The sequence below is a fragment of the Oerskovia sp. NPDC057915 genome, assembly GCF_042887685.1.
In the GTDB taxonomy this organism is placed as follows: domain Bacteria; phylum Actinomycetota; class Actinomycetes; order Actinomycetales; family Cellulomonadaceae; genus Oerskovia.
The window spans coordinates 17,403-33,544 of record NZ_JBHVOS010000034.1; the positions used below are offsets into that span (position 1 = coordinate 17,403).

General features: G+C 72.2%; 11 protein-coding genes, 1 pseudogene and 1 riboswitch. Of the genes and pseudogenes, 4 read left to right on the forward strand and 8 right to left on the reverse strand.

The window, feature by feature from the left end:
- Window positions 1-52 precede the first annotated feature (52 nt).
- The 8 genes from metE to ACFVQ3_RS18040 all read right to left on the reverse strand — a co-directional run bounded on the left by metE (window position 53) and on the right by ACFVQ3_RS18040 (window position 12,033).
- A complete protein-coding gene (metE, locus tag ACFVQ3_RS18005) occupies window positions 53-2,407 on the reverse strand; it encodes a 5-methyltetrahydropteroyltriglutamate--homocysteine S-methyltransferase (protein ID WP_387642008.1) in 2,355 nt (784 codons plus the stop codon).
- 20 nt (window positions 2,408-2,427) lie between these two features.
- Entirely contained in the window at window positions 2,428-3,477 is a 1,050-nt protein-coding gene (locus tag ACFVQ3_RS18010) for a methylenetetrahydrofolate reductase (RefSeq protein ID WP_387642010.1), read from the reverse strand.
- A 112-nt stretch (window positions 3,478-3,589) separates the two neighbouring features.
- A riboswitch (SAM riboswitch) is annotated at window positions 3,590-3,692 on the reverse strand.
- A 366-nt stretch (window positions 3,693-4,058) separates the two neighbouring features.
- Window positions 4,059-6,329 (reverse strand): TIM-barrel domain-containing protein, encoded by a 2,271-nt coding sequence (locus tag ACFVQ3_RS18015; RefSeq protein WP_387642013.1) that lies wholly within the window; start codon window positions 6,327-6,329, stop codon window positions 4,059-4,061.
- The gene (locus ACFVQ3_RS18020; RefSeq protein ID WP_387642016.1) at window positions 6,326-7,522 is read right to left on the reverse strand and encodes a glycoside hydrolase family 15 protein; all 1,197 of its coding nucleotides are present in this window, start codon (window positions 7,520-7,522) and stop codon (window positions 6,326-6,328) included. The genes ACFVQ3_RS18015 and ACFVQ3_RS18020 overlap by 4 nt, the downstream gene beginning before the upstream one ends.
- A 114-nt stretch (window positions 7,523-7,636) precedes the next feature.
- The gene (locus ACFVQ3_RS18025; protein WP_387642019.1) at window positions 7,637-8,902 is read right to left on the reverse strand and encodes an ABC transporter substrate-binding protein; all 1,266 of its coding nucleotides are present in this window, start codon (window positions 8,900-8,902) and stop codon (window positions 7,637-7,639) included.
- A 32-nt stretch (window positions 8,903-8,934) separates the two neighbouring features.
- Complete coding sequence (locus ACFVQ3_RS18030) at window positions 8,935-9,828, reverse strand: carbohydrate ABC transporter permease (RefSeq protein ID WP_387642021.1); 894 nt, start codon at window positions 9,826-9,828, stop codon at window positions 8,935-8,937.
- On the reverse strand, window positions 9,821-10,801 hold the full coding sequence (locus ACFVQ3_RS18035) for a carbohydrate ABC transporter permease (protein ID WP_387642023.1): 981 nt from the start codon (window positions 10,799-10,801) through the stop codon (window positions 9,821-9,823). The genes ACFVQ3_RS18030 and ACFVQ3_RS18035 overlap by 8 nt, the downstream gene beginning before the upstream one ends.
- Window positions 10,801-12,033: an ROK family protein gene (locus ACFVQ3_RS18040; protein WP_387642026.1), complete on the reverse strand. Its 1,233-nt coding sequence runs from the start codon at window positions 12,031-12,033 to the stop codon at window positions 10,801-10,803. The genes ACFVQ3_RS18035 and ACFVQ3_RS18040 overlap by 1 nt, the downstream gene beginning before the upstream one ends.
- A gap of 126 nt (window positions 12,034-12,159) precedes the next feature.
- Between ACFVQ3_RS18040 and ACFVQ3_RS18045 the strand changes: the two genes are divergently transcribed.
- From ACFVQ3_RS18045 to ACFVQ3_RS18060, 4 genes and pseudogenes are all read left to right on the forward strand, one after another.
- The gene (locus ACFVQ3_RS18045) at window positions 12,160-13,371 is read left to right on the forward strand and encodes an NYN domain-containing protein (protein ID WP_387642028.1); all 1,212 of its coding nucleotides are present in this window, start codon (window positions 12,160-12,162) and stop codon (window positions 13,369-13,371) included.
- Window positions 13,372-13,414: 43 nt separating this feature from the next.
- Window positions 13,415-14,968 (forward strand): PQQ-binding-like beta-propeller repeat protein, encoded by a 1,554-nt coding sequence (locus ACFVQ3_RS18050; protein ID WP_387642031.1) that lies wholly within the window; start codon window positions 13,415-13,417, stop codon window positions 14,966-14,968.
- A gap of 181 nt (window positions 14,969-15,149) precedes the next feature.
- Window positions 15,150-15,791: a lysophospholipid acyltransferase family protein gene (locus ACFVQ3_RS18055; protein WP_387642033.1), complete on the forward strand. Its 642-nt coding sequence runs from the start codon at window positions 15,150-15,152 to the stop codon at window positions 15,789-15,791.
- A gap of 257 nt (window positions 15,792-16,048) precedes the next feature.
- Window positions 16,049-16,142, forward strand: a pseudogene (locus tag ACFVQ3_RS18060) (superoxide dismutase); the annotation flags it as partial.

Below are 16,142 nucleotides of genomic sequence, written 5' to 3' on the forward strand. Positions count from 1 at the left end.
TGCCCGAGGGGCGGCGGGCCTGGGCCCACCGCCCCCCGGGGTGTCGCGTGGATCAGCCGAGCTGCGCGCGCACCGCGTTCGTCGCCGAGACGAGGTTCTCGAGCGAGGCCACGGTCTCCTCGTAGCGACGCGTCTTGAGGCCGCAGTCGGGGTTGACCCACACGAGGCGCGAGTCGATCGACTTCACGGCGAGCTCGAGGAGCTCGGTGACCTCCTCGGTCGAGGGGACGCGCGGGGAGTGGATGTCGTACACGCCCGGGCCGATGCCGCGCGCGTAGCCGGCCTCGGCCAGCTCGGGCACGATCTCCATGCGCGAGCGTGCGGCCTCGACCGAGGTCACGTCGGCGTCAAGGCCGTCGATCGCGCCGATGACCTCGCCGAACTCCGAGTAGCACAGGTGCGTGTGGATCTGCGTCTCGGCGTCGACGCCCGCGGTCGCGAGGCGGAACGAGCTCACCGACCAGTCGAGGTACGCGGCCTGGTCGTCCTTGCGCAGCGGCAGGAGCTCGCGCAGCGCGGGCTCGTCGACCTGGATGATGCCGATCCCGGCCGCCTCGAGGTCCGCGATCTCGTCGCGCAGCGCCAGGCCCACCTGGTTGGCCGTGTCGCCCAGCGGCTGGTCGTCGCGCACGAACGACCACGCGAGGATCGTGACCGGACCGGTCAGCATGCCCTTGACCGGCTTCTCGGTGAGGGACGCCGTGAACGTCGACCAGTCGACCGTGATCGGGGCCGGACGCGTGACGTCGCCCCACAGAATCGGCGGGCGCACGCAGCGCGAGCCGTAGGACTGGACCCAGCCGTTGGCCGTGACCGCGAACCCGTCGAGGTTCTCCGCGAAGTACTGGACCATGTCGTTGCGCTCGGGCTCGCCGTGCACCAGGACGTCCAGGCCGATCTGCTCCTGGAGCTCGACGACGCGGCGGATCTCGTCCTGCATCGCGGCCGTGTAGTCCGCGTCGGGCAGCTCGCCCTTGGCGTTGAGAGCGCGCGCCCGGCGGATCTCCGGGGTCTGCGGGAACGAGCCGATGGTCGTGGTCGGCAGCAGCGGGAGGTTCAGCTTGGCCTGCTGGGCTGCCGCGCGCTCGGCATAGTCGCCGCGCGAGAAGTCGCCCTCGGTGAGGGCCGCCGCGCGCTCACGCACCGCAGGCACGACGACGCCGCTCGCCACCGCGCGCGAGGCCACCGCGGCGCGGGACGCCTCGAGCTGGTCGGCGACCGCGTCGCGCCCGTCGGTCAGTGCCCGGGCGAGGACCGCGACCTCGCCGACCTTCTGGTCGGCGAACGCGAGCCAGTCGCGCAGACGGGCGTCGATCGAGCCGTTCGTCCAGTCCTCGTCCTCGACGTCGTGCGGGACGTGCAGGAGCGAGGTCGAGGTGCCGACGACGACGGAGCCCGCACCCAGGTCGGACAACCCCTCGACCAGGTCGAGCTTCGCTGCGAGGTCGGCACGCCAGACGTTGTGGCCGTCGATCACGCCCGCGACGACGGTCTTGCCCGCGAGACCCGCGACGGGGCCCGCGGGGACGGCGCCCTTGACGAGGTCGAGCGAGATCGCCTCGACGTCGGTCGCGGCGAGGAGAGCCAGGCCGTCGTGCTCTCCCTGCAGCCCGCCGAACGGTGCGCCGACGAGGATCGCGGGGCGCTCGGTGCCCACCGCGAGCTCGGTCGCGAGCACGCGGTACGCCTCGGTGACCGCGGCGTGGACCTCGGCGGCCGGGACGTCGATCGAGTCGGAGACGAGCGCGGGCTCGTCGAGCTGCACCCACGGTGCTCCGGCCGCGGCCAGGGCGCGCAGCAGCTCGACGTACACGGGCAGGACGTCCGCGAGGCGCGAGAGCGGGCTGAAGCCGGGCGCGCTGTCGTCGGCGGCCTTGGACAGCGCGAGGAACGTGACGGGCCCGACGACGACGGGCCGGGTCACGACGCCCGCGTCCCTGGCCTCGACGAACTGGCGCACGACGCGGTCGTCCGCGAAGCGGAACGGCGTGGTCTCGCTGATCTCGGGGACCAGGTAGTGGTAGTTCGTGTCGAACCACTTTGTCATCTCGAGCGGGGCGTCCTCACCGGCGCCGCGCGCGACCGTGAAGTAGCCCGCGAGGTCCAGCGCGCCGTCGGCGTCGGTGAGCGACGCGAAACGGGACGGGACCGCCCCGAGGAGAGCGACGACGTCGAGCACCTGGTCGTAGTAGGAGAACGAGCCGGGCACGGCGCCCGACGAGGCGTCGAGACCGAGGTCGACGAGACGCCGGGCCGCCGCGACGCGCAGCGCCGAGGCCGTGGCCTCGAGCTCGTCCGCGGTGGTCTTGCCGGCCCAGAAGGACTCGACGGCCTTCTTGAGCTCGCGGCGCGGGCCGATGCGGGGGTAGCCGAGGACGGAACCGGACGGGAACGTGGGTGCACTCATGGTGATTACCTCTGAACTGGTCAGACCGAGGAGCTGCCCAGGGCAGGCTCGGCGGAGGGAAGGGGAGTGCCGGAGACCCACGGCCCGCTGGCCAGGTCGGGGGTGCGGGACGAGACGCTGCTCGCGTCCCCCGCTGCCCCACCGCCGAGGTTGACTCCCTCGAGCAGGTCTAGAGCGGCTTGGTGCTTGTTGAACGTGTAGATGTGGAGGCCGGGCGCGCCGGCCGCGAGGACCTGGCGCGCGAGCTCGACCGAGTGACGGATGCCCAGGGCGTGGCGCGCGGCGGGGTCCTGCTCGGCCTCGAGGGCCTCGACGACGCGCTGCGGTGCCGGGACGCCCGTGAGCTCCTCGACGCGTGCGAGCCGGGCCGGGTCCGTCATGGGCAGCAGGCCCGCGAGGATCGGGATGGTGACGCCGGCGGCGCGCGCCTCGGCGACGAAGTCGACGTACGACGAGGCCTCGTAAAAGAGCTGCGTGATCGCGAAGTCGGCGCCCGCCTGCTGCTTCTGCCACAGCCGGCGGACCTCCTGGGTGCGGCTCGTGCCCGCGGCGAGGTTCCCGTCGGGGAACGTCGCGACCGCGATCGTCAACGGCCGGGCGGCCCCGCGCAGCGCGACGCTCGGGCTCGCGGCGCAGCGTGCGGCCTCGACCTCGCGCAGCAGGGCCACGAGCTCGGTGCTCGACCGCACGCCGTCCTCGGCGGGCCGCCAGTCCGGCTGGTCGCGCGGCGGGTCGCCCCGCAGTGCGAGGAAGCTGCGCACGCCCGCCTCGAGGAAGTCCGTGATGACGTCCTCGACGTCCTCGCGCGAGGCGCCCACGCACGTCAGGTGCGCGATGGGCAGCACGGGCGTGCCGTGCAGGAGCTGGCTGATGACGCGGCGCGAGGTCTCACGGTCCGTGCCGGCCGCGCCGTACGTGACCGACACGAAGTCGGGGGACGTCGCGACCAGACGGCGGGCCGTCTCCCAGAACCTGGGTGCGGCGTCGGGTCGGCGCGGGGGCATGAGCTCGAACGACACCGTGGGTCGCGGTGCCTCGTGACCGAAGTGCCCCAGGTCGACGATGCTCATCGCGCGACCGCCACGAGGGGCGTGCTGGTGACGGCCACGGCGGCCGTGCGGATGGCGCGCGGGACCCCGGTGCGGTGCGGGGGTGCGCAGGAAGATGCCTCGGTCATGAATCGCTCCATCGAACCTGGCTGTAGCACCCGTACCCGCGGGAGGCTTCCGTTGGGGGGTTGCTGCGGTGTCAACGAGCCAGGACTCTCGACCGCTCTGGATGGTGTTGACGATCGTAGGGGGAATCCATGATCTGAGCCAATATCCGCTCGAAGCGTGAGACGGAGGGGTCCGGAGGTGTCTCGCGTCCCGTTCCACCGGCCGTCCACGCGGTCGCAGAGTCGCTTCGTCGGTCCCTGCTGGCGCCCTTCCAACGTACGCCTGTCGGTCGACAGTCGTCGGGTCCTGGCCGACCTCGCCCGTGCGGCGCGGCTTGCCTCGTCTCTCCGTCGGTCGGGCGGGCGCTGCTCCACGACGCGACAAGGGCCCCACCCGTCGTCATGACGGATGGGGCCCTGCTCGCCGCCTCCATGGCGTCGTCGTCCGTGCTGTCGGCCCGGGCGGCCTCCTCAGCCGCCGACCCGACCCGCGGGCTACCGCGCGAAGACCGGCGCCAGCCCCTCCCACGCGGAGGCGCGCACGTACACCGGGATGACGTCGCGCGGGACGGCGCGCGTCACGAGCACCCCGGCCCCGCTGGGCTCGCCCGTGGCGGGCTGCCCCGTCCAGGCGTCGACCCACTCGCCCGCCGGGAGGTACGTGGTCCAGGTGGTCGCGCCCTCCTCGGTCACGGGGTGGACCAGCAGGTCCTCGCCGAGCTGGTACTCGTCGGCGTGCTCCCAGACCTTCTCGTCGTGCGCGTGGTCGACGAACAGCCCACGCATGAGGGGAGCGCCCGTGACGATCGAGTGCCGCGCCTGCTCGGCGAGGTAGGGCACGAGGCGCTCGCGGACCTTCGCGAAGCCCCGGAACACGTCCACGACCTCGGGGTCGTCGTTGGTCTCGGCGACGTACCACGGCGTGCGGTCCCGCAGGGGGCGCTGGTGGTGGTTGAACTCCGAGTGGTACTGCATGACGGGGCTGAACGTCGCGGCCGCGACCCCGCGCAGGTAGAGCTCGGAGCCGGGCACGGGGCCCGAGAACCCGGCGAGGTCCCAGCCCCAGTAGACGATGCCGCAGGCCGAGGCCGTGATGCCCGCGTTCATGGACCAGCGGAACGCCTCCCAGGTCGAGTTCTCGTCGCCCGCCCAGTGCAGGCCGTGGGCCTGCGAACCGGTGAACCCGGCGCGGGAGAACGTCACGGGAGCCTTGCCGTTCCTGCGCAGCAGGTCACCGAACGCGCGGGCGTAGTGCACGGGGTACAGGTTGTTGCCCTCGTCGCCCCGGCGCCCGTCGGCGTACCGGAGCTCGTCGCCCCAGGCGTGCTCGCCGCCGTCGGTCTTGAAGCCGTCGACGTCGAGCTCGCCCACGAGGTACTGGCGGCGCGCGGTCCACCACTCGCGGCCTTCGGGGGTCGACAGGTCGGCCATGAGGGACTGCGGGAACCACCAACCGCGGTTGTGGTAGGCGCTGCCGTCCTCCTCGCGGACCGCGTGCCCGGCCGCGACCATGGCGCGTCCGTCGGCGAGCACCTGGGCCTCGTGCGGGACGTCGGGGCCGAGGTCGTGCTCGGTCTTGAGCAGGGGGATCTGCCACAGGACGACCTTGATGCCCCGGGAGTGGAGCTCGTCGATCATGCCCTTCGGGTCCGGCCAGGCGCCGTCGGCCGGGTACGTGAAGTCGGCGGCTGCGTGCGGGGCGCCGTCGGGGTTGATCGCGTACCGGGCGTCGCGGAAGATCGTGATGCCCTCCTCGTCGCTCCACGCCTCGATCACGACGACGCTCACGGGGACGTCGAGGTCGCGGTGCGCGTCCATCTGGTCCATGACGAGCTGCTGGGTGTTCCACTCGTTGCCCGACGCCCACAGGCCCAGGACCCACGACGGGAGCTCCTCGGCCCGGCCGACCTCGTCGCCGAACGCCTTGAGGACCGCCGTGGGGCTGCCCTCGTAGACGCCGACGTCGAGTGCGGCGTCGTCGCCCAGCGCGGCCTCGACGACGAGCAGGTCGGGCGAGGAGGCGGCGACGTCGTACCAGGTGCGACGCGACGTGCGGACGTGGAAGCCCCAGCCGGAGCCGCCGACGACGTGCGCGAACGGCATCGGCATGTACGTGCGTCCCGTCGCACCCTGCGACTTGTACTGCTCGAACACGACGGCGTCGAGGCTCCTGCCGCGCTGGTCGACGGCGTCGAACCGCTCGCCGAACCCGACCACGTGCTCGGACGCGTCGAGGCGGAACGCGAACCGCACGCGACGTGCGCCGTCCTCGTCGGTCCACCACTCGACCGAGCCGGGGGCGACGAGCGGGTGCAGGTCGGCGGGCACGCCGCCCACGGTCACCCCGCGCGCCCCGGCCGGGGCGGTCGAGGTCCACGTGCCCGCGCTGACCTCGAACCACTCGGTGGCCGCGTCGGCCGTCGAGAAGCGGTAGCGGTAGCGGCGGCCCGCCTCGAGCACCGGGCTCGTGGCGTGCCAGGCGCCGTCGGCCGTGAGCTGGCCCGCCTGGGCCGCGGCGAGGTGACCGTCGCCGCCCGCGAGAGCGGCCGCGTCCGCGGGGGATACGGACCCGGGCGCGGCAGCGAACGTCGTGACCTGCGAGCCGTCGTCCCACTCGCACGTGACGGCGACGTCGGTCGGGGCGTCCTCGACGACGACGCCGAGGCTCACGGAGGTCCCGACCCCGGGGTGCACGGGCAGGCGCTGGTCGGCCGACGCGGCGTAGGGGTGGCCGATGCCGGCGGGACGGTGGATCAGGGTGGTCATGAGTGCTGCTCCGTGTTCGGGTCGGTCGTCAGGATGCCGAGCTCGTCGGCCAGGATCAGGTACATGCCGTGGGACCACAGCAGGGGCAGGGCCACGGGACCCCAGCGCTCGATCCACTCGTCGCGGGAGCCGGGGTGCATCAGGTGGTCGGGGACCTGCTCGGGCATCAGACCGTCGGGTCCGGCCTCCGAGGCGATCCACCGCAGGTGGCGCCACGCCTCGTCGGTCCGGCCCGCGCGGGCGTGGTTCCAGCCCAGGAGCGCGGACAGCAGCAGCCACTGGCCACCGCCGTAGAACACGTCCGCGCGGAAGCGGTGCACGCCGCCGTCGACGTCGAGGTCGCGTGCGACGGCGTCGAGCGTGGCCTCGGCGACCGGGGAGCCGGGCTCCACGAGGCCGAACGGGACCACGCACGCGGCGAGCGACGCGTCGACCGCGTCCGAGCCGAACCACTTCGCGAGGTGCGGCGCGTCGGGGTCGCTCGCGCGGCCCGACGTCATGCCGTCGGCCTGGACGAGCGCGCTGATCGCGTCGGCGACGTCGCGCGCCCGGGTCGAGCGGGCGTCGTCGAGCAGCGGGGAGCCGTCGGCGCACCGGGCGCCCGCGACGGCCAGGAGGCCCGCGCGGACCGGGGCCAGCGTCGACGGGTGACGCTCCTCGACGTGCTCCTCCCACCAGTCGTAGCAGGGGAGCTCCCACGTCGCGAGCAGGTAGTCGACCGCGACGGCCACGGCCTCGCGGTAGGGGTCGAGCGGGCGGTCGTGACGTTCCGCGTGGGTCACGAGCTGCCACAGCCACATGCCGTAGCCGTCGGTCTGGAAGTCCCACCAGGGGTCCTGGCCGTCTGCGCCGTCGAGCCGGAAGCGCGTGGGGAGCAGGTCGGTCAGGGGGAGCTGCTCGCCGCGGTCGGCGCGCGCGAGCAGGTCGGCGACGTGCGCGCCGCGCGAGGTCAGGACGCCGACGGCCCACCGGTGGAACCTGTCGACGGACTCGACGGCGCCGTAGCGGGACATCCCCTCGGCGACGAACGACCCGTCGCGGAACCAGGCGTAGCCCTGGTAGGCGCTGAACGTGGGCGAGGCCGGGTAGGCGCCGGCGGTGTCCTGGTGCTGTGCGATCACCTCCGCGGAGATACGCGCCAGGTCACGCAGGCGGTCGAGGTCTTCTGTCGTCGTGGGGAGGGCGAGGCTCATGGAATTCGTCCTGGTGCTAGGGATGGACGTCCGGCGTGGGCGGGTCGTGGTGCGTGGTCGCGTGGTCCGGGACCCCGCACCACGACCTGCCGGACGGGTGCTGTGCGAGCGGGCTCAGCCGAGGAGCTGGTCGACGCGTGCGGCGGCGTCGGTGAGGGCCTGCTCGACGGTCTTGCGGCCTGCGGCCGCGTTGGACAGCTCCTCGTTGATCGCGTCCTGCATCTCCTGCTGCGCGGCGAGCACGGGCGGGAGGGCGACGGTGTCGAGCGCGTCGATCACGGCCTGGCGGTTCGCGGGCGGCGTCTGCTCGAGGTACGGGGACAGGGCGTCCTCGTCGGCGATCGGCGGGAGCTCCCACGAGCTCGCGAGCCGGGTGTCGACCGCGGTGGGCGAGACCGTGAGGAACTCGGCGAAGTCCTGGGCGGCCTCCTTCTCCTTCGAGGCGGCCGTCACGGCCACCCCGTTGGTGAACAGGGCCGAGGCCTTCGAGGCGTCACCGGGCTCGACGACGATGTCCCAGTCGAGACCCTCGACCTGGGACAGGGCGTCGAACATCCAGATGCCCGAGTGCCACATGCCGAGCTTGCCGGCCGAGAAGAGGTCCTTGTCGAAGTCGGGGGTGCTCGACCCGTCGGCCTCGGTGGGCATGACCGTCCCGGGCTTCGTGACGAGCCAGGTCGCGGCCTTGACGCCCTCGGGGCTGTCGAACGCCGTCGCCGAGCCGTCCTCGGTGAAGAACTGGCCCCCGGCCTGGTCGAGCACCTTGTAGAACTCGTGGAACGTCACGGGCTGGAAGTCGCCGTACACGCCGGCGGCGGTGTCGGTGAGTGCCGTGGCCGCGGCCTGCTCGTCCGCCCACGTCCAGTCGGCCGTGGGGTGCTCGAGCCCGGCGGCGTCGAAGAGCGCCTTGTTGTAGTACAGGACGACGTTGGAGTACGACGACGGGAGCCCGTACTGGGTGCCGTCGTGCGTGAAGGACTCCAGGAGCGTGTCCTTGTAGGGAGCGGCGTCCACGTCCTCGAGCGGCGCCAGGGCGCCCGACTCGGCGTAGGACACGAAGTTCTCGTAGTTGAGGTCCACGACGTCGGCGACGGTCTTCCCGGCGAACGCGGTCTGCAGCTTGGTGAAGTAGTCCGCGTAGGGGATGGTCTCGACCTGGACGTCGACGTCCGGGTTCTCCTTCTCGTAGGCCGCGACGATGGTGTCGAGGTCCTTCTCGTGCCCGTCGTTCGAGGTGAAGTTCATGTAGCGGACGACCGTCTTGCCGTCCGCGCCCGTGGTCGTGGTCGCCGAACCCTGGGCACAGCCCGCGAGCACGGTGACGCCGACGAGCGCGAGCGGGACGAGCGCAGCGGTGCGCCCGTTGAAGCGTGAGGTCATGAGACCTCTCCTTTCGATGGGGGTGCGTACTCCTACTTGAGGCCGGTGTGGGACATGCCGGCGATGATGTGGCGCTGCGCGAACATGTAGACGATCGCGATCGGCAGGATCGAGACGACCGAGCCCGCCATGACGACGTCCCACTGGGTCGTGAACTGGCCCTGGAGCGTCGAGAGGCCCAGGGGGAGCGTCATGAGCTCGGGGGAGCGGATGACGACGAGGGGCCACAGGAAGCTGTTCCAGGAGCCCATGAAGGCGAAGACCGCGAGCGTCGCGAGCGCAGGCTTGACGAGCGGCAGGACGATGAGACCGAAGATCCGCAGGTGGCCTGCGCCGTCGAGCGTCGCGGCCTCGTCGAGCTCGCGGGGCACGCCGTCGACGGCCTGGCGCAGGAGGAAGATGCCGAAGGCCGACGCGATCGACGGGGCGAGGAGCGCGAAGTACGTGTCGTTGAGGTTGAGCCGCGTCATCTGGATGAACAGCGGCACGACGAGGACCTGGAGCGGGATCATGAGCGTCGCCAGGTAGGCCGCGAACACGACGTTCTTGCCCTTGAACCGCAGGCGGCTGAAGCCGTAGGCCGCCATGGACCCCGTGATCATCTGCAGCAGGGTCGCGACGACCGCGACCCCGAACGAGTTCGCGATGATCCGCCAGACCGGCATGGACTCCATGAGGGTGCGGTAGGCGTCGAGCGTCGGGTCCTCGACGATCAGCGACGGGCCGCCCGAGAGCGAGCCGCTCGGTGTGATCGACGTGATGACCGTCCACAGGAACGGGAAGAGCATGATGACGGCGCCGACGACGACGGACGCGTACAGGGCGATGCGTCCGAGGATCTGGCCTGCCGAGCGCCGGGGGCGTCGCAGCGAGGCGGGGGCCGTGGTCGGTGTGACGGGGGCGGTGGGGGCGAGGGTCTCAGGCATGGTTCACCCACTTGCGCTGACCGCGCATCTGGAGCGCGGTGACGATGAGGATCAGGACGAAGAGGATCCAGGACAGTGCGGACGCGTCCCCGGCCCGGCCGTAGCGGAACGTGAGGTCGTAGATCTGGCCGACCACGACCTGGCTCGCGCCGGACGGTCCGCCACCGGTCATCACGTACACCTGGTCGAAGACCTGGAACCCGTTGATGAGCGAGATGACGAGCACGAAGAACGTCGAGGGGGACAGCAGCGGGAACGTGATGTGCCAGAAGCGCTTCCACGCGCCGGCGCCGTCGACCCGGGCGGCCTCCAGCACGTCACCGGGGATCGCCTGGAGCCCGGCGAGCAGGATGACCATGACGAAGCCGAGGTCCTTCCACGCCGAGGCGAGGATCACCGAGGGCATGGCCCACTGCGGGTCCGTCCACCACCCCGGGGCCGTCAGGTCGCTCCCGAAGAGCCCGTTGAGCCCGTCGAGCACCGGCTGGACGAGCTGGTTGACGAGGCCGTTGGACGGGTTGAGGAGCCACTGCCACACGAGGGCCACGACGACCCAGCTCGTGATGACGGGCAGGAAGTAGGCCGCGCGGAAGAACGTGCGGCCCTTGAGCGCCCGGTTGAGGAGCATGGCCAGACCCAGGCCGCCGACGTAGACCAGCGGGAGGTAGCCCAGGATGTAGAAGAGGGTGTTCCCGAGGACCCGCCACGTGTCGCCCGAGGTCAGCAGGTCGGCGTAGTTGTCGAGGCCGACCCACTTCATGGGCGAGACGAGGTTCCAGTCGTGCAGGCTCACCCAGAGCGAGTTCACCATGGGGGCGAGCGTGAACACGACGAGCGGGACGGCGCTGGGGAGCAGGAAGAACAGTACCCACCCCCGGTTGCGCCACCGCGACCGTGAGGACGTTCGCTGTCGCTGCGTGGTCGGGCGCTTCGGCGCGGCCGTCCGTGGCGGCGCCGTGGCGGGGACGGACATCACTGTCTCCTCGTGGGGGTGAGGGCCGGCGTGCTGCCGGCGTCGGTCTGCATGCGGGCGACGACGAGCCGTCCCTGGTCGCCCGACGCGCCCGCGGCGTCGAACGGGGTGGCCAGGACGAGGGCGGCGGCGCCCAGGGCCCACTTGTCGTCGGCCCAGGGCTCGACGACGAACGGGATGGCTCGGCGGGTCGGCAGGAGGTGTGCGCGGAACGTCTTCTCGAAGCCGCTCTGCCAGTGGGACCAGGCACCGATGCCCTCGCCGAGCAGGACGACGAGCTCGGGGTCGAGCAGGTGGACCACGCCTGCGAGCGTGCGTCCGAGCAGGCGTCCGGCCTCGTGGTACAGGTCCCGGGCGCCCTGGTCTCCCGCGTCGGCGCGGGCGACGAGCTCGGCGACCGTCCCGTCGGGGCCGATGACGCCCGCGGCGATCGCGCGGGTACGCAGGGCGTCGTCACCGATGTAGGCCTCGAGGCACCCGTGGTTGCCGCACCCGCAGAGCGGGCCGCCCTCGGTCACGGGGAAGTGGCCGATCTCGCCGGCCCCGCCCGCGGCACCTCGGCGGATGGTGCTGTCGACCACGAGCCCGGAACCGATGCCGCGCCCGATCGTCAGGACGAGGAACGACGCGTGCTCGCGGCCCGTGCCGTACAGGTGCTCGGCGACGGCCAGGGTGTTGACGTCGTTCTCGACGAGGACGGGCACGCCCAGGGTGTGACGCAGCGAGGCGCCGACGGGGACCGCGGTCCAGCCGAGCGTCGGGGCGGTCACGACGCCGGAGTCCTGGGCGTCGACCGACCCGGGGATGCCGATCCCGACACCGAGGACGGGGCCGTCCTCTGCCGCGAGGACGTCGCGCAGGAGGTGCCCGAGGGCGTCGAGGGCGTCGGGGCGGCGGGGGTCGAACGGGTGGGACGACTGCGAGAGCGCCTCGCCGTCGAAACCGACCGACACGATCGCGACGTGGTCGGCCGTGACCTTGGCCCCGATCGCGCGGGGGGCCGGTGCGCTGCTCAGCCCGAGCAGACGGGCGGGCCGTCCACCCTGGCTCGGGACGGTCTCGAGCTCGACCAGGAGGCCCCGCTCGACGAGGTCCTTGGTGATCTGGGTGACCGTGGCGGGGCTGACGCCGAGCTCGCGGGCGATGGCCGCCCGGCTCCGGGGGCCTCGTGTTCCGAGGAGCGCGAGCGTCGCGGCGGCGCCGTGGTCGCTTCGAGCGGTGCTGGTGACCACCGGAAGAACTCCTTTGTTCGGGACTATCTTTAGCCCCAAACTAAGTCCGCATGCCGAGACGTGTCAAACGTGCCGGTCGCCGCGGCGGATGGGCGTTCGGACCGTGCGGGCCATACCCTGGCCGATATGGACACCGAAGAACGTCTGGCCGTCTTCCTCGACTACGACAACCTCGCGCTCGGCGCGCGCGACCACCTGGGCGGGATGACCTTCGACTTCAAGCCGATCGCCGACGCGCTCGCCGCGCGAGGCCGGGTGGTCGTCCGCCGCGCCTACGCCGACTGGTCCTACTTCGACGAGGACCGTCGATCCCTGACCCGCCACCAGGTCGAGCTCATCGAGATGCCCCAGCGCATGGGGGCCTCGCGGAAGAACGCGGCCGACATCAAGATGGTCGTCGACGCGATCGAGATGGCGTTCGAGCGTGAGTACATCTCGACGTTCGTCATGTGTACAGGGGACAGCGACTTCTCGCCGCTCGTGCACAAGCTGCGCGAGCTCAACAAGCGCGTGATCGGGATCGGCGTCGAGAACTCGACGTCCAAGCTCCTGCCCCCGGCGTGCGACGAGTTCCTCTTCTACGACCGCCTCGAGGGCGTCGAGATCCCCGACGAGCCCGTCGAGCGCAAGCGCTCGTCGAACAGCTCGAACCGCAGCACGACCCGCAAGTCGTCGAGCCGCTCGTCGGGCTCGGGCTCGTCGGGCAAGGCTGCGGCCGCCCCCGCACCCGAGGCCGCGACGCCGCCCGCCGCCGACGTCGCACCGGTCGCCGAGAGCGCGCCCGAGCCGACCCCTGCCCCGCTGGACGTCGAGGCAGAGCTCGGGTCCGCCGTCGGGCACGGGGCCTCCTCGACCAACGAGGACGAGGACCTCGCCGTCCTCGTCGCGCAGACCCTCGCCGACCTGTCGAGCTCGTCGAGCGGTGCCGTCGTCGCCTCGACGCTCAAGCGCACGCTGCTGCGCAAGGACCCCACCTTCAGCGAGGCCGACTACGGCTTCCGCAACTTCGGCGAGTTCCTGCGCTACCTCGAGGAGCGTGGCGTCGTGCAGCTCAGCGCGGGCCCCGCGACGGGCGACCCCGAGGTCTCGCTGCCCGAGCGCGGGCACGCCGGGGACGACTTCGCGCTGCTGCGCACCGTCGTCGGCGAGCAGGGCGACTCGGTGCCGCTGTCCGGCCTCAAGAACCAGCTCCGCAAGAAGCGCCCCGACTTCAGCGAGAAGGCGCTCGGCTACCGCAGCTTCCTCCAGTTCTGCAAGGCCGCGCAGACCGCGGGCGCGATCGACCTGCGCTGGGACGACGACGCCGACGACTACCTCGTGTCGGTCGCCACGCGCTGATCCCGCCGTCCGACAGGGCACGCCCGGCCGCTAGGCTCCGGGCGTGCCCTTTCGACGACGAGAGCAACCCCGCCAGATCGCCTTCGAGGCGGTCGACGACCTGGACGACGGCGACGACGCGTTCGCGCCGCGGCCCTCGCGTCCCGGCGCGCCCTCGAGTCGGCCCGCACCCCCGCCCGACGACGTCGCTCCCGCTGCGGCCGTCGGTGCCGGCACGAGCGGTGGTGCGGACGGCAACGCCCCGGTCCTGCGCGACCCGAGGGCGCACCGCCGACGCCTGGTCGTCATCGGCGTGGCCGGTGCCCTCGTGCTCGTGCTCGGCGGACTCACCGCGCTGGACGTGGCCCGCGCACGGCAGGCCGACGCGCTGCTGCGCACCGCGCCGGGCGGGGTCGTCGGGCTGACGCAGCCGCCCGAGGAGACATGGAGCGTCGACTCGGGCGAGACGTGGCCCGTGTTCGTCGACGACCGACTCCTGCTGGGCCTCGAGGAGGGCCTCGTCGCCCACGACCTGTCCACGGGCGAGGTGTCGTGGCGCCGGGAGGAGCTGGCAGGGTTCCTGTGCGGCGCGGGTGGCCCGTCCGCGGTCGTGCCCTCCGAGGCCTCGATCGTCACCTGCCTGGGCGGCGGCGGGCCGGTGGACGCCTTCCCCCGCGAACCGTCCACGACGGTCGCCGTCGTGGGCTCCGACGGCGAGGTGCTCGCCCGACGCGACCTGGACCCGTCGCGCGGAGTCTCCGAGGTCCTGCCCGACGGCGACCTGGTCAGGGCGGTCCGGGACGGCAGCGACCTCGTCATGACGGTCGAGGACGCGCGGACCGGCGAGGCCCGGTGGACGAGGACCGTCCCCCAGGTCGAGCCCGGTGAGGGACCCGCGCCCTGCGAGCTCACGCAAGAGGACGGGTCGACCGTCGAGGACCGGGAGTCCATCTACTTCCTGAGCCTGGCCGGTGTCATCTGGGTCGCGGGGTGCGGCGTGGACGCGTCGCTCTCGGAGCAGGGAGAGGTCCTGAGCAGTGCCGACCAGGGATTCACGCGGTCCCTGCGCGACGGACGGCTCGCCCGGACGTCACGGGACGGCAGGACGACGGACGTCCTGGACAAGGACGGCACGCTGCTCTGGTCCACCCAGGCCGTCGTCACCGAGCCGCTCGCGACGGACGGTACCGCGCCACCCCTCCTGTTCGCGCAGGGCGGCTCAGGGTTCACCGCGATCGACGCGGACGGGCGCGAGCTCTGGTCCTTCGCCCGCTACGCCACCCGGGTCCTCCTCGTGACGAAGGACCTGACCGTCGTGGCGTCCTACCCGGGTGCGGTGGCGATCGACAACGCCACGGGTGAGGAGGTCTGGACGTGGAACGCCTCCGACAGCGGGGGATCGTCGACCAGCGACGTGACCGTGGCCTTCGCCGGCCGCGGTGCGCTGACGGTCGTCGTCGGGGTCGAGCCGGTCGAGAGGACGCGGTGGACCTCGATCGACCTGGCCGACGGCAGTGCGCGGTGGACCACGACGATCCCGGTCGAGGCCTACACGTTCATGGCCGTCGGGGGGCGGCTCATCAGCGCCGCAGACGGGAGGATCACGGCGTTCGGCTGACACGGGCGCGAGGGCGTCGGCTCGAGCGCCCGGGCCTGCCCGTGCGCAACGACCCACGCTCTGTGAAAATCCGTGCACGACCACATGTTCTCCCCGGCGCCCCGGGCACCGACGGGCAGCTCCGTCCCCGTGGTGGGAGCCCGGAGTCGGCCCCGCGTGCACGTCGGTGCACAATGTACGGATGACGTACCGGGTGCTGAAGCTGATCCTGTCGCTCCTGGCCTTCACGCTGCTGAGGCCACGGGTGACCGGCCTCAACAACATCCCCCGCCGCGGACCCGTGATCCTCGCGAGCAACCACCTGTCGTTCGTGGACTCGCTCCTCATCCCCATCGTCGCCCCGCGGCACGTCACCTTCCTCGCCAAGGCCGAGTACTTCACGGGCACGGGCCTCAAGGGCCGCGTCTCCCGCTGGTTCTTCACGACCCTCGGCCACATCCCCGTGCAGCGCGACGACCCGCGCGCCGGGCAGCGCTCGCTCGAGGACGCGCTCGAGGTGCTGAACAGCGGCGGTGCGTTCGGGATCTACCCCGAGGGGACCCGGTCGCGCGACGGCAAGCTCCACAAGGGCCACACGGGCGTCGCCTGGCTGGCGCTCGCGGGTCACGCGCCGATCGTGCCCGTCGCGATCCAGGGCACCGACAAGGTCCAGCCCGTCGGCTCCCGCCTCCCGCGCATCCACCGCGTGACCGTCCAGTTCGGGGCGCCCATCGAACCTGCGCGCCAGATCACGTCGGGCAAGCCCGCGCAGGCGCGTCGCGAGCTGACCGAGCAGGTCATGGACTCGATCCACGCGATGAGCGGCCAGCAGCGCGCGAGCTGACGCTCGCTGCACCGGCTGCCGTCCTGGCCGCCGTCCGGCGTCCGGCTGCTGGTCGCCTGGTGCCGGGCAGGGACACGCCCGTTCCTGAGAAGGACGTGCAAGACCCGCCTGGTCATGATGTGCTCGGGGCAGGGCCACGTGCCCCAGGGATCGCGCCCGGCGGGTCCGCCCGCCACCGCCGCGCCCGAGGGCGTCCGACTTGACCTCAACCACGGTTGAGGTCCTAGCGTGGCCGACACCGAACGAGAGGACTCACCATGGCTGTCTACACCCTTCCCGAGCTGTCGTACGACTACGGCGCACTCGAGCCCCACATCTCCGGCCGCATCATGGAGCTGCACCACTCCAAGC